This window comes from Streptococcus orisasini, from assembly GCF_001431045.1.
GTDB lineage: Bacteria > Bacillota > Bacilli > Lactobacillales > Streptococcaceae > Streptococcus > Streptococcus orisasini.
The window spans coordinates 56420-71897 of sequence record NZ_BCLE01000010.1; the positions used below are offsets into that span (position 1 = coordinate 56420).

A 15478-nucleotide genomic window follows, 5' to 3' on the forward strand; every position below is an offset into this window, starting at 1 on the left:
TGTGTCTAATAGAAAATGTCCTAGAGCTTAACAAGATATTCTATTCTACTTTAACATAAAGAAAAAGCAGCAAAGATTTCACCCGTAGGCGATTCTTCACTGCTATTTTTAGTAAGTTTTTTCTGATTTATGAGTTATCCCTTTTCTTTAATAATATAAACAGGTCTTTTTTTTGTTTCTAGGAAAATCTTTGCGATATATTTCCCAATAATCCCTAAGGCCAACAGCTGCAATCCTCCAATGAAAAGGATAATAGATACAAGACTGGCCCAGCCTGTTACAGGATCTCCAAACAAAAGTTTTCTACAAACAATAAATAAAATACTGAAAATAGAAACAATGAAAGAAACGGAACCTGTCCATGTTGCTATATTCAAAGGTGCTTCAGAGAAATTAATAAAACCATCCATCGAATAGCGCAACAAACTCCAAAAGCTCCATGATGTTTCTCCAGCTACTCGATCACGATTCTCATAGGAAATATAATAAACATTATAGCCGACCCAAGCAAAAAGCCCCTTTGAAAAGCGATTAACCTCATTCAGTTCCAAAATACTGTCAACAACTTGACGTGTCATTAAGCGAAAGTCACGTGCACCATCAACCATTTCCGTACTAGAAATTTTATTGATAAGCCAATAAAACGTCTTAGCAAAAAAAGATCTAATAATTGGTTCCCCTTTACGGTCAGCACGACGAGTCCCTACAACATCATATCCCTCTTTAATTTTATTGTACATTTCTTGCAACAATTCAGGTGGATCCTGTAAATCAGCATCCATAACCGTGATAAATTCTCCATCTGTTGCTTCGAGACCGGCTAACAAAGCAGCTTCTTTCCCAAAGTTACGAGAAAAAGAGAGGTAATGCGTGTTTTTAAACTTGCTAGAAATCTCACGAAGAATTTCTAAAGTTCCATCTTTGGAACCGTCATTGACAAAAATATAATCAAAGGATAATTCATCGCTCATTCGTTCTTCAACTTTTTTACATGCGTTTAAGAAAGGAATAATGGTTTTTTCCTCATTATAACAAGGAATGACTATTGATAATTTTTTCATGGCTCCTCCCTCTTATTTTTAAAAAAGATATAAAAACGTATACAAGCAATGAAGTCCATGCTATGAACTCTATTGTAAACCCTAAAATCTGTGTCTTTGTTTTTTGATAAAATACCTTAACCTTACCACTGGATTTAACTTTGATAACAGCTCTGCCATCGTATAAAGCCTTTGTATTAGTATTAGGCTTATGCAACTGCTTATAATTTTTAATTTCATTCTTGGATAATCGTTTATTGATTATCTTTGGAGCACTTCCGGACGCTCCATCAGAATATTTTGCAACATAGCCTTTATACCAAATTCTAGGTAAAACAATATTACTATTTGAATTTCTATCTTTTATTTGATAGTTAAATTCTAGCAAATTATATTTATTTTTAACATTTGAAATCGTAATATTATTTTTATCAAAATCAAATTTATTAATTGAGCCATCTCTTACATGATTGTGATCAACACTCAAGTTAAAGTATTCATCTCCAGAAGTATCGTATGTCGTTAAAGAAGGATGAGTAAAAGCATTAATCCCTTTGGTATTTTGTTCACGCATGACATTAATATTAGTTGTAGTCAAAGCATATTTTTGTGCATAATTTGCCGAATTTGGAGTAAACCTAAGCGGGAACCAGAGAATATAAAACAGTACTTGAACACAAGCTAAAGTCAACACAGTCGATCGTTTACATGATGTGGCTATTGCCATGAAAATTAAAATTGGCAAAAAATATGTTAATCTGCTAGTATATTGCAAGGTAGCTAAAAAGGAATATTTTAAAATATCTTCCCATGGCAATATCCCCGACGAAATGATAAAAATTACAATAACGGTAACAACAAGTTGTTTAGAGAATCGAGTAAGTTTTTTAAATATCAATAGCAAAAATAGTAAGAATACCAGAGAAATAGGAAACATATAATTCTTGATAATTACAAATAAATCATCTTCTACCATTAATGCTGATGTTGGGAAAGGAAAGTCTCTCAATATCCACGAAACAAAAAATAACTGAGATTTACTTTGCTCTAGATACTGTAAAATGAATCCTGCTGACAAAGCTAAAGCTATCAATAAGGACAAGAAGAAAGACTGGATCACTTTTTTATTAATCTTTTTATAATTAATAAGGACAAAAATAAATGATGTTATAGCTAAGACTACGGTTGAAATAATATGAGTTTGAACCAGCAATGCTACTGTAATCCCCAATGGAATTGGATTAAATCTATCTAAATAAAAGACCTTATAAAGACAGTAAATCAAATATGGCACCATAAAAGCAACAGCAGTCATGCCAAAACCAAAAAATGGATAGGTAGCAGGAATTACCATGGCAAACGCCAATGATTTAGACTTACTTTTTGTTATCTGGTATAAGCTATAATAAGATATCCATGTAGTTAAAACCACTACAATGAAAGCAAAAGATGTAAAAGCTACTGTAGCAATTTTGGTTTTTAAAAAAACTAATGCTGGAATGTAAAAAAGCCAATTTCCATAAAACATTGGAACAGAGTAACCAACTCCAAAACCATATAAAAAGTTTAAATTAGGCAAAAAATCATTATGACTAATTGACTGAGCTAATCCTAATATTCTGGCCATATGAAAAGGGTAATCAAAAATTTGACTATTAGTATTAATAGAGATATACGAAATTACAGTAAAAATAACTGCGTAAACTAATAAAATAAAATAACTATTACATATATATTTTTTTATTTTGTTCAAAATTTACCTCTTTCATTTAGGGATTTTAAAAAAATCAGATTTATCTTTTAAATATCTCCTACCAGAAATTAAATCGTACTCAACCATCTGCAAATCTTTTGCTGTTTTTTGCTGCTCTTTTGTTAACTTTTCTTTATCAACACTTGATTTATCAAGAACTTCTGTTAATAGAGCATAATAAGGAGATACTTTAGAAGATGTTTGTTTCAACAGTTCGGCTGAGAAATCACTGGAATTAACTAATGGATAAGTTAATTTTTTAGTAGGATAATTACTCCAAATGAAATAATCTGTTTCATATTGAGTATCTGGATTATTTTTAAAAGCACTTTGAGGATAAAAACTAGGTAAATGATCTCCATAAAAAACAACTGTTATTTTTTGTTTTAATTTTTTTAATTCATTTAAAAAATTTAATGTAGAATTATCAGTGTTGTTAAGCAACCTAGCATAATTCGATAATTGTTCATTCTGTTCGTCAGAAAAATCTTTTCCTTTACCATAGACATCTGATGGTTCTGAGTAGCTCCAAGGAACATGATTTTGATATGTGATTACTGAAATAAATTTATTCCCATTTTCTATGTTATTTAATACTGTAGAATAAGTTGATTCATCACTCGGGAAGAGACCTTTACGAACAAAATTTTTAATATTTTCATCCCCATTTTTACTAGCAATAAATTTTTTAAAGCCCAATTTATCATAAACATTTTTTCGAGAATACGTTTGTGCATCCCCTAAATGGATCACTAGTCTATCATTAGGTTTGTATAAATTACTTATAGAAGGAACATAGGACATTTTAGGAAAAACATCCGTAAAGAGAGCGGAAATACTAGGAGATAAATTATACATAGGTAAACTAGTCAATGTTTGAAATTCCATATTTGCAGTACCGCCACCATAACCATCGGATTTCATTAAACCGCTTGTATTTGCGGATTTTAATGAATCAATATTAGGTAATATATTTTTTGATAGTTGTACTCCATCAACTCTTTTAGGATTTGAAAGGCTTTCACTTAAAACATAAATAACTGTCTGATCTTGTATGTTATTAGGCCTCTCCTTATTTATATTTTTCGAAAGCTTACTATATTTTTTATAAATGTGATCAATAGTTTCTCTGCTGTAACCTTTTGGCATCTCCATTACAGGAGTAGTCAACTGTTTAACCCATACAAACATCAATGATCTATAACTAGCATGTGTTGTTGTTCCCATCCAAAAAACATTATAATTATTATTTAATTGAGTAATAACAGGAATATCATCTGGTATTTGCTTGTTTTTTTCTGAAGCAAAAATATTTAAAGTTGAGAAAATAAAGAGCCCGATTATTAGATTGGTTAATAACCAAAATCGTTTCTTTTTAATTATCCTATTATGAAAAAGTTCTTTTTTAAAACAAAAATAACCAATCACTATTATTAATAATAGCATAAAAAGAGCATAAAATACTATCTGTACATTAATAAATTGCACAATCAGATCAATCTGTTTAATCCATGCAAAATCTGATGGAAGCATTGGTTCGTTTCTCATCTCTTGCTTTAAAAAATTCGCTATGGAAACAATAATCCAGAATGTTACATTTATGATAGTTGCTATAATATAGTTATTGATTAATAAATACACAAATAAACAAAGAACAAATATTACTATAATCTGAAAAGTAGTCGCTGCTGGAAATACATACATTTTCATCAGCTCCCCTTGCTTAGCTACTCCCATTTGTAGTGTATAGTTAAATATTATAGCAAATAATGAACTTGTTAAAATACAAAGTGAATAGGTGGCTTTTTTATTCTTAAAATCCTCTAGCCCTTTGAATATTTGATAAAGTAAAAATGTATATAAAGATGTTAAAAATAAGATTACTATTGAATAATTTAAAAAATCTGAAGTATCATTTTTTACTAAAAATAACCTTTGTAGTTCTGCTATGGATAATTTATCATTTAATATTACTGATGAAAAAATAATGGATAGTAAAAATTTATTATTATTAAATCCAACAGGAATTATTGAGTTTTTCTGATGTTTTAACAAGAATCTAACTATTACCTTTCCTAAAAAAGATAATAGAATCATTAAACCAATAACAAATATAAAATTGAATTGCCAAAAGTTATTTTCACCTATGTCCCAAATTTTAAAACTTGTATTGTTCAAATTTCTTGTAATAACAAGAAAATAAGCAATAATGAGATAGAGGAAATAGCTGCTAAATAAATTTAAAAGAAACTTCCAGTTTATATGATTAACTAGGTAAAAAGCAATTCCTAAAACAGACAATATAAAGAAGGTATTAGCTAAAGGTGTTTGACTTTGGAAACCTTTAATTAAATCTTGTGTCCCCTTCCAAATAGCCTGATTGAGAGTATAAAAATTGATGTAAAAAGTAAAAACTAATAATAGTATTGAATGAACAATCTTTACCCAATTAATATTTTTTAGATTGTTTTTCATGATTTTATCTTTTGCAGAGAGCGTTTGATGATATATTTGACTGCCCTGGCTGGACCGATGAAAATATATTTAAAGGCTCCCTTTATTCCTCCCATATGGTTAAAATCGACAAAGGTATGAGGTGCTGAGTTTCCTCGATCATTTAACAGTTTGTTGTCTATAAACGGTGTCAAATCAACAGGATTTTTAGAAATTCTAAAATCGTAATGCTCATTCCAAGCGATATAAACTAACAGCCGTTCAATAGCATGCAAGATTGAATTTTGTGGAAGAGGTTCTGAAGGCACATCTTTATCGGACAGATCTAAGTCAAAAAGCGGCTTTAAGGCGCTATATTTGAACCAGACAAAGGTACCGTAGCTCATGACAAAGGTTTGAAAATCCTCAAAATCAATGGACTTGCTCAGTCCCATCTTTTGCCATAGGTCATTCATCTCCGGTGCAATCAAATGCTCGTTCCAAGCGTTAACAATCTTATTATAGCGAAAGAAAGTAGGAATATCTGCAATAACTAAACCAATCTTTGGATTGCCAACAAGTTCTGAGAGAATACTGTCAGCCGGTTTAATCAGCATGTTGATCAGTTCTTTGCGCCAAGACTCACCTGCCCAAAAGTCAGCTTCTTTGGATTTTTTGGTGTGAAAATGACCGACATAATCATATTGGGACAGCTCTGCTTTTAATTTTAGCATGGGCAGCACATCGCGGCCGATATTTCCTGTTACAAAGATTTGAGCTTCCTGTATGTTTGCTGCCAGAATTTTCTCAATTTCACTTTTCTTATCTTCACTGTCTGTCGTGATAAATAAATCATAAGGAAAGTGAAAGTGAGCAAAACTGTCCAAAAATTCTTCCAGCAAGTCGACATAAAAAACATGGAGATGTACTGCTACTTTTTGTCCGCTCAAATCGGCATTGTGCTCTTTTTTTATGTATTTATGGCCTAATAAATAACTGAAATCCGGATAATTAATTTCTGACATATGAGACACAATAAGGTCAACCGGATAAGACGAGCGACTTTCAATATCATTCAAAAGATAAGGTGTAATAGACTGATTAGCATTAATAGCCTTAACCTTAATAAAAGGAACTTGATGATTTAAAATAGCCGTTGGGTGATAATAGGAAAAATCAGCATGCAAGAGCTGGCTGGCATCCTCGTTTCTTGTATCAAAGACCACCCCGTAATTAAACCCTGCATCCAACAGCGTCGTTGTGACCTGTGTTTCATACTGATCAATGACCTTTTGAACATCTTGATATTCAGTTACATTTTGCCAAAATTCTCTGAAAACTGAACTGTTTAAGACCGGTTTTTGGAAGGAAATGAAATAGCTTTGAATATGTTCACGAAAGGCCTTGGTCGCACGGTTATTAGTCAATCCCCAGAAATCCACTGACTGATCTGCTTCAAATTTCTGATAAATCGGTGCTAGATCCCAAAGAGGACCAAAACAAGTATCGTTCATGGTCGTAACGGAATCATAGTTTTTCAATTCATCGAAGCCGATAAAGGCAAGACCATCACGCCAAGCGGCAAAGTCAAAGCCAGAATTTTGGCGCTGAATAAAATGATCCATCAGATCTTCTTCTCTCAGCTTATCAAAATCGGCTGAGGCAAGCTCACTATTTGAGATAAAAACAATTTTGGAGAATAAGGGTCTTAACTGAGTCAGCTGGTAGACAACGTGGGAACTAAGACGATTATATTTATTAAAGTGAACATACAAAAGCAAACGCTTCATTTCTTTCTCCTGATTAAATTGATAATTTTTGTAGGAATAGTCCAGCGGCGGGAATGAATAACCGCATTGTAACGATTGGTCATTTCATTGAGCTGCTGGTGGTACTGATCCCTTTCAGAGACAATTTTTTGGTACTGATATTTATAGGACAGCACTTCTTTTAATTCCGCTCTTGCTGCTGCTAATTCTTCTGCTAAGCTATTAGCAACAAAGTCAGGCTGTTTAGGTCTGTCAGCATTGAACCACTCGTAAATCAACTGAAATGTTTTATTTCCCTGCTGAGAAATATCGTAGATAATCTGAGGATCAGGGGCTACAAAATAGTAAGCTTCGTCAACTACTTTAGCATTGGTCCAAACCGGCAGCAATTCCGTATCAAATTGGGTGTTAATTAGGGAAACCTTGCGATAATAACTTGGAATTTCAGACAAATCAATGCGGATTTTTTGCACATCTTCTGCAAAGCTCAGCTGAAGGCTGCCTGAGTGCTCCAAAGGAAAATGCAGGCAGTCTTCTTCTGAAAAAGACTGCTCGCTACCGCGATCCAAATAAATGGTAATCTGCTGATTTTCCCAACTGTTTTCACCCTGCTGAGCCAAGGCTTTTTCAAACTCATTGTGCTGAGGAAGTAAAAATTCTAAAATCCTTTTGTAATCACTGTCAGGATACTTAGCAATATACTCTAACTGTGTTGCCAAAAGTTTATCAAATCGTTTCCCTATCTTTTCAAAATCTTTCGTCCGGGAATCAGATTCGGCATCCATTCGATAGACAGTTGTTGAATCTTCTAAGAAAGCTAGCTTTGTCCTGCGGAATAATTCCAGCTGAATATTGAAAGTATCATCAACAGCATCACTGTTAATTTGATTATTTACCTCTAACATCAGCTCGGTCTCCACAAGCCAGGTTGAAGCCATGGTCATGCCTTTTAAGGCCAGCATTTTTTCATAAGAATCCATAAAAGGAATAATGCCGTTTTTCAAGACTTCTTTTTGAGTGACTTCTCCATTAGAATCTACCATATCAAAGTCTGTATTGGACCATCTGGATTCCGGAGAGGCTTCTAAAAGCTCAACCTGCTTTTGAAGCTTAAATTTATCAGTCCAGTAATCATCACCGTCGCACCTGGCAATATACTGGCCCTTAGCTTCTTTACAAATATCAAGCCAAGTTCTCGTTATCCCTTTGTTGGTCTCATTGAAGAACAGTCTAATTTTATCGGGATAGCGCTCACCATACTGCCGCATGATTTCCGGTGAGTGGTCGCTTGAAGCGTCATCTACGACAATAATCTCAAAAGGAAAATCTGTCTGTTGAGCTAAAAAGCTTTCAATAGCTTCCGCGATCCAATCTCCCTTATTAAAATTAGTACAAATAATGGAAACCTTCATACTTCTTCCTTATCTTATCCGAACTGCCACTGACCATTACGCTGATAAAGACCGCTGGCTGAATCCAAAGCTGAAAGATCGTCCGCCTCAATATCATCACGGTGAACAACGATAATCGGTGTCTGCTTGGCATCAGAGAAGGCCAGCATCTGATTGTCATCATCACGAACAGTCACTTCTAACTTCAGTTTTATATCATTCAAATGCGCAATGTCACATTCATAGACGACCGATTTATGACCAGCGCCCGATGTTTTATAATCCATGGAATTATCATTGTAAACCCAGATATTGCGGTCAATATCTGTCAATGACAAAGCAATATAGGTTGGAACGTCATTAAGCACATCATAAGAAATTTCAAACCTAATCTTGTCTTTAGGCGTCATGGGATTGTCAGACAGGAGCTTAACCGCCAAATGTTCAACATGCGTGACCTGCTCTTTATCGGCATCCGCCTCAATCATCTCACCATTGTCATCAACAACCTTGTCGGTATTGTCAAAACTGTATTGGTTGGCAACATTGAAAGGCTCACCATAAGCCTTGATCAAGCCATCATCAATTAAAACAGCCTTGTTGCAATACTTCTTAACAGCCGCCATGTCATGAGTCACAAGGATCGTTGTCTTGCCACTTTCTTTTCTTTCCATAAAGTAGTCATTACACTTACGCTGGAAAGCTTCATCACCAACGGCTAAGACCTCATCAAGAATCAGGATATCTCCCTGAGCTTTGATGGCAACAGAGAAGGCCAAGCGAACCTGCATACCGCTGGAGTAGTTTTTGAGCTTTTGGTTCATGAACTCTTTAAGCTCGGCAAATTCCACGATATCATCATACATAGCATCAACTTCTTCAGTTGAAAAGCCCAGCATAGCTCCGTTCATATAAACGTTCTCGCGGCCTGTCAGCTCAGGATTAAAACCAACTCCCAGCTCAATAAAGGAAACCAGTTTCCCGTCGATGTTGACTGAGCCTTTTTCAGGCACATAAATTTGTGAAATGATTTTTAAAAGTGTGGATTTTCCTGAACCATTTCGGCCGACAATTCCAAAGAAATCGCCCTTCTCCACTTCAAAGTTGATGTCACGCAGAACGTGCTGTTTCTTATAGCCTTTAACGCCTTTAAAACGGTTAACCAAGGTCGTGCGCAAGCTGTTTGTTGATTCAACAGGCAGCTTAAAATATTTGCTGACATGGTCAACTTTTACTGCAATATTATTTTCTTCTGTCATTATAGAATCTCCGCAAATCTCTTAGAACTACGATTGAAAACAACTAATCCTACGCCAAAAATAATAAAAGGCAATACATAAGGAATAGCGTAATACCACCAGTGATTAATCAACTGCCAGATGGTCAGATTGGCCTTATCAATCAAAAGGTAACGCAGGTCTTGAATCATCTGCGCCAAGGGATTGAGCATGATGATTTTACCGGCAAATACTCCCTTAGCTCCCTGATTGGTGATAAAGGTCAAGGGATAAATAATGGGTGTTGCATACATACCAGCCTGCAGGATAACTTCCCAAATCTGGCCGATATCACGGAATTTTACATAGAGAGTCGCTAAGAGCAAGGCTACTCCCCAAGCCATGATAAAGAGCTCGAAAAAGAGCGGAATTGATAGTAGAGCTGACCAGCCAATGTGAACGCCGTTAACCAAAGAAAAGATTAGCACCACAATTAAATTGATACCAAAGTTGATCAAAGCTCCGCAGACTGCTGACAGTACAATGATCGATTTTGAAAAGTTCAGCTTGCGCAGCAGATCACCACGGGTTACGATAGAGACCATTCCCATGCTGGTTGCCTCGGTAAAGAAAGACCAGATGACATTGGCCAAGAGCAGGGCCACAGCAAAATGCGGAACATCTCCGCCCAACCGTAAGAAACGGATAAAGACCATGTACATGATCATAAACAGCAGCAAAGGTTTTAAAATTGACCAAAGGTAACCAATGACACTGCCCTGATAGCGCAGTTTAAAATCTGTTTTAATAAGTTCTTTTAGTAGGATACGATTTTTCTTACTAAGCAAATCCATGATATTCTCCTATGCCTGATAGCCATTTTTGAGGTAATGACTATAGCCGATTTTCGTTGTAATTAAGGTCTTAAAGATCAAGGTATGAAAAGCTCTGTTTTTAGCAAAGCCGTATTTTTTGAGGTCACGCCGCCTTTGCAGCCAAGGCTGATTGAGCAAATCAACATAGGCTTCAACCAGCTGGCGCTTGTCTGTTGGCAAGTCCAAGTCCAATAAATAGCTGGCTTGTTTTTGGCTGGACGTAATCAGCCACCAATACTTGGCAAGCAGTTTATGAGGCTGCAGCCAATTTTTAAAACGCTTAGACCAGGTTCTCGCTCCCAGAACGTTGCTCTCATGCTGACGATAAAGTTCTGTCGCAGTATCTAGATAGATCAATTCTCCTAAAGAAGCAGCCAGCAGAGCCAGATACCAGTCGTGCATGAGAAGGCCGTCATAAACGCTCCATTTTTCAGCCAAAGCATGGTTAAACATGGCTGTACCGCCGGTGACTGTATTCTCCGTCAATTCCTGAAGCAGTGTCCGATTTGCATGATGAGACTGTGTTTTAATCATGCTCTCATGCAAGACCTGCAGCTGCTTATCAACGACCTTCAAATCAGTATATACCATCAGAGGCTTCTCATTGTCATATTTTTGCGCTTCTGCCAAAGACAGTTCTAATTTATTAGGCAACCAAATATCATCCTGGTCGCTTAAAAAGTAATAATCAGCCTTTTCATATTTAACCAGCGTATAAAAGTTTTTAATCACACCGTAGTTAGTACGCTCAGCCGCATTTATAAAATGAATACGTGAATCCTGCTGCGCAAAGTCTGCAATAATCTTAGGTGTTTCATCAGTTGAACCGTCATCGCGAATCAGCAGTTTCCAATCCTTGAAGGTCTGCTGCTGAATGCTCCTGATCTGTTCTGCAATAAATTCCTGACCATTGTAGGCAGACATTACAATATTAACTTTCATGCAAAAATAAGTCCTCGTACTCTCCTACAATTTTTTCCCATGTGTAATGGTTGTGAATAATCTCTTTTGCTTTTTGACCGTATTCTGAAAAATCAGCCTGTCTATCAATCTGTTCAATCAACTGTGCAAGATTGCCTGTATCTTTAGTCCAATAACAAGCAGCGTCCCGTGCAACCGAGCGATTAAAATCAACACCCAAGACAAGGTTCAAGTCAGTATGGGCCAAGGCCTCCAGCAATCCGGGGTTCGTTCCGCCGACTTCATGCCCGTGGATATAAGCAAAAGCATGCTCACGGATATAGGTCAGCAGAGCACGGTCATAGACCGTCCCGACAAATTTAACGCGCGGATCTTTATCAAAAGCAGTTTTTTGCCTCAATTCTTCAAAATAGGCATTTCCTTCATGGTTGCAGATAATGACCAAATCGCGTTTGCTTGTCGATGCCATAAATTCTCGGATAGCCGTCTCATAGTTATTTTCAGGTACAAAACGGCCGACAATTAAATAATAAGTCTTGTTCTTAAGCTCCCACTGCTCATAAAATTCCTGGACTTTGGAAACATCTGCATCCAGTCCAGATGGCGACGTATCCGTTCCGTAAGCAATGAAAGCAGTCTTTGACCAAGGATAGGTTCTTTTAATATAGTCTTCGATTCCGATATTATCTGAGATAACCAAGTCAGCCCCTTTTGTCATGCATTTTTCAGCATATTTCAGATAAGACTGTACGGGACGGGACCATTTGGAACGACGCCACTCCAATCCATCTGGATTGATGTAAAACTGTCCGCCTATCCTTTTAATCTTTTTAGCAAAAGGTGCCATAAAGGCGCCTATTGTATTGCCTAAAACATAAAAAATAGGGGCTGCAATATTTTGATCTTTGACCAATTTCAAAGCATAACTAATTGCCATCATATCATAAGCAATCACTCTAGCAGGCCCTATTGGGGGAGCCTTGACTGTAAAACAATCAACATTTTGATAAGTAAAATGCTTATGATGGTCAGTGTCGCTCAGGCAGGCCACATGATAAATAATCTCTTGTGACTGTCTATGCTTAACCAATTCTTCTACAAAAGTCTCAAAACCGCCATATTTGGCAGGCAATCCTCGACTTCCGATAATGAATACATGACGCAAACTCTATTCCCCCATTTTAACAATGCAATCCATATTATTATAGCATATTTCATGAAATTTTGCGAAAAGAAAGGGGAATGGGAAAGAACTCAATAAATAAGAAAAGAGTTCGTCTTCCCACCCCCGCACAGTTGAATAGTCAGTTCAAAAGCGTAAAAGGCTAACGAAACTATCATTCGACCACTGCGTTATGATGTTAAAACGAACTCTATTTGAGGAGATTAAACTTTTTACCCAACCTCCATTTACACTATTACAAAGAATTAATTAAGACGTTTTTGGGTCTTATTTCTTCACGTCTTGTTTATAAAACTCCTGCAGGGCTTCCTGCCAAGTTGGAATAACAAAACCAGTTGCTTTGGCTTTTTTCAAACTCATTGTTGAATTTAAAGGGCGTTTAGCTTTAGCAGGGAACTGACTGGAATCTACAGGTTTTACAACAACATCTGTATCTTTTAAGATTTCAACGGCGAAATCATACCAGGTTGTATCTTCTGCTGCATCGTTTGACAGATGATAATAGCCAAATTCTTTCTGATTTTCAGCCAAATAGGTCATAAACTCAGCTAAAGTACGGGTCCAAGTCGGACGGCCGTGCTGATCATTTACGACAGTCAAGGTATCATGGGTTTTAGCCAAATTTTGCATGGTGAAAACGAAGTTCTTCCCATAATTGCCAAAAACCCAAGCAGTACGGATAATGTAGAAATGGCTGAGGTATTTTTCAACAGCTTCTTCACCTAAGCGTTTTGTCCGGCCATACTCCGTTTTTGGATCTGGTTTATCATCAACTTCCCACTCCTGACCGACAGGTTTTTCTCCGTCAAAAACATAGTCTGTTGAAATGTAAACCAAAGTTGAACCGTATTTTTCACAGGCTTTAGCAATATTTTCAGTTCCTGTCACATTGATCGCATAGTCCAGTTCCTTGCCTTCATCTTCTGCTGCATCGACAGCTGTGTAGGCTGCGCAGTGATAAACAAGGCTGGGCTGCACTTGTGAAAAGACCTTATCTACTTTCTCTGCATCTGTAATATCCATTTCTGCGACATCGACAGCCACATAATCTTCATTGCGTTCGTCAAGCAGATGACGTAATTCCGTACCCAACTGTCCATTGCTTCCTGTGATTAAAATCATTCGTATTCTCCTTTAAAATATATTCATCAAAAAACAGCAGCTTTCCCAAGTTCAGACGCCTAATACTCATCAAAAATCAAAACGATGTTGTTGCCTTCACTTTGCCCTATCTATCCTATATCCTAGTACAGGCTGCAACTCGTCACCTAGTCTATTTATGATTTTTATTGGGTATAATCCTAAAAAACAAACAAAAGTTTACCGTAATAATGGCAAAAAGCTGACTTCATCAAGCTTTCTGCGATTTAGTCAGCTTAACAGCCTCATCTTTTTATTGAGTCTTCGTCTTAATTTGTTTGCTGCCAATCAGCGAATGCCCAAAGCAATCCGTGCATAGCGGCTCATTTTGTCAACTGACCAGGCTGGTGACCACACTAACTTGACATCAACATCAAGAACTTCAGGCACATCTTTTAGAACATCATAGATCTGATCCGTCAGTAAATCCGCCAAGGGGCAGCCCATGGTGGTCAGGGTCATATCAATTTCCGTATGGCCTGAGTCATCAAAACGAATGTCATAGATAAGCCCTAAATTGACAATATCAATGCCCAATTCGGGATCAATGACCATTTCTAAGGATTCAAGAATTTTGTCTTTAATCTTTGTGACTTCCTCAGGAGTATAGTTTGCTTCTGCCATAGTTCCCTCTCCTTTTAATCTTCAACGAAATCACGCAGCTGTTTGCTGCGGCTGGGATGGCGTAATTTACGCAAGGCCTTAGCTTCAATCTGACGAATACGTTCACGAGTAACATTGAAGACTCTGCCCACATCTTCCAAGGTGCGCATCTTACCGTCATCTAAACCAAAACGCAGGCGCAGAACATTTTCTTCTCGATCTGTCAAAGTATCAAGCACTTCATCCAATTGCTCGCGCAAAACAACACGCGTTGTATAATCTACAGGATTTTCAATGACTTCATCCTCAATAAAATCTCCCAGATGGCTGTCATCTTCTTCACCAATCGGTGTTTCTAGAGACACTGGTTCCTGAGCAATTTTCAGGATTTCACGAACCTTATCCGGAGTCATGTCCATTCGCTCTGCAATCTGTTCAGGCGTTGGGTCTTGTCCTAACTCTTGCAGGAGATTGCGCTGCTCACGAACCAATTTGTTGATGGTTTCCACCATGTGAACCGGAATACGAATCGTGCGAGCTTGGTCAGCGATAGCACGTGTAATGGCTTGACGAATCCACCAAGTTGCATAGGTTGAAAATTTGAATCCCTTGGAGTAGTCGAACTTATCGACCGCCTTCATCAAGCCCATATTTCCTTCCTGAATAAGGTCTAAAAACTGCATACCACGGCCAACATAACGTTTAGCAATAGAAACAACCAAACGCAAATTAGCTTCTGCCAAGCGCTGCTTAGCTTCAAGATCTCCATTTTCAACCGCGATAGCTAGTTCTTTTTCTTCTTCATTGGTCAAAAGAGGGACAACGCCGATTTCCTTTAAATACATACGAACAGGATCATTGACCTTAGCCGAATTGCTGCCCAGCAGCTCCTCATCAGTCAACTCCTCAGGCTTAATCTCTTCAACGACATACTTGGTAGAAGGATTTCCGTCTTTGTCAGTGATAGAAATGCCGCCGTCAGTTAAACGTTCCAGCAAATCATCAATTTGTTCAGCCTCAAGTCCAAAAGGGATAACGAGTTTTTCGGTAACTTCATCATCAATCGCAACCCCTTCTTTTTTATGATTGCGAATAAAATCTGCCACTTGAACATTAAAAGTATTTGATGTTTTTTTACTACTACTTGCCATTT

Annotated in this window: 12 protein-coding genes; all 12 read right to left on the minus strand. The window is 36.9% G+C overall.

The window, feature by feature from the left end; all coding sequences use genetic code 11:
- Positions 1-134 precede the first annotated feature (134 nt).
- A complete protein-coding gene (locus tag SCSH_RS02415) occupies positions 135-1061 on the minus strand; it encodes a glycosyltransferase family 2 protein (protein WP_057490306.1) in 927 nt (308 codons plus the stop codon).
- Complete coding sequence (locus SCSH_RS02420) at positions 1027-2793, minus strand: putative glycosyltransferase family protein (RefSeq protein WP_152972491.1); 1767 nt, start codon at positions 2791-2793, stop codon at positions 1027-1029. The genes SCSH_RS02415 and SCSH_RS02420 overlap by 35 nt, the downstream gene beginning before the upstream one ends.
- A 12-nt stretch (positions 2794-2805) precedes the next feature.
- On the minus strand, positions 2806-5268 hold the full coding sequence (locus tag SCSH_RS02425; protein ID WP_057490308.1) for an LTA synthase family protein: 2463 nt from the start codon (positions 5266-5268) through the stop codon (positions 2806-2808).
- Positions 5265-7016: a rhamnan synthesis F family protein gene (locus tag SCSH_RS02430; RefSeq protein WP_057490309.1), complete on the minus strand. Its 1752-nt coding sequence runs from the start codon at positions 7014-7016 to the stop codon at positions 5265-5267. Before SCSH_RS02430 ends, SCSH_RS02425 begins: the two co-directional genes overlap by 4 nt.
- Complete coding sequence (locus SCSH_RS02435) at positions 7013-8407, minus strand: glycosyltransferase family 2 protein (protein WP_057490310.1); 1395 nt, start codon at positions 8405-8407, stop codon at positions 7013-7015. Before SCSH_RS02435 ends, SCSH_RS02430 begins: the two co-directional genes overlap by 4 nt.
- A gap of 14 nt (positions 8408-8421) precedes the next feature.
- Positions 8422-9645 (minus strand): ABC transporter ATP-binding protein, encoded by a 1224-nt coding sequence (locus SCSH_RS02440; protein WP_057490311.1) that lies wholly within the window; start codon positions 9643-9645, stop codon positions 8422-8424.
- Complete coding sequence (locus SCSH_RS02445; protein ID WP_057490312.1) at positions 9645-10457, minus strand: ABC transporter permease; 813 nt, start codon at positions 10455-10457, stop codon at positions 9645-9647. The genes SCSH_RS02440 and SCSH_RS02445 overlap by 1 nt, the downstream gene beginning before the upstream one ends.
- A 9-nt stretch (positions 10458-10466) precedes the next feature.
- Entirely contained in the window at positions 10467-11420 is a 954-nt protein-coding gene (locus tag SCSH_RS02450) for a glycosyltransferase family 2 protein (protein ID WP_057490313.1), read from the minus strand.
- Positions 11410-12564, minus strand: a complete 1155-nt coding sequence (cps2T, locus tag SCSH_RS02455) for a beta 1-4 rhamnosyltransferase Cps2T (RefSeq protein WP_057490314.1) — start codon at positions 12562-12564, stop codon at positions 11410-11412. Before cps2T ends, SCSH_RS02450 begins: the two co-directional genes overlap by 11 nt.
- 285 nt (positions 12565-12849) lie before the next feature.
- Complete coding sequence (gene rfbD, locus SCSH_RS02460) at positions 12850-13704, minus strand: dTDP-4-dehydrorhamnose reductase (RefSeq protein ID WP_057490315.1); 855 nt, start codon at positions 13702-13704, stop codon at positions 12850-12852.
- A 306-nt stretch (positions 13705-14010) separates the two neighbouring features.
- Positions 14011-14346 carry a metal-sulfur cluster assembly factor gene (locus SCSH_RS02465; RefSeq protein WP_057490316.1) on the minus strand — a complete coding sequence of 112 codons (336 nt, stop codon included), beginning with the start codon at positions 14344-14346 and terminating at the stop codon, positions 14011-14013.
- 14 nt (positions 14347-14360) lie between these two features.
- Positions 14361-15476, minus strand: a complete 1116-nt coding sequence (rpoD, locus tag SCSH_RS02470; RefSeq protein WP_057490317.1) for an RNA polymerase sigma factor RpoD — start codon at positions 15474-15476, stop codon at positions 14361-14363.
- Positions 15477-15478: the final 2 nt, after the last annotated feature.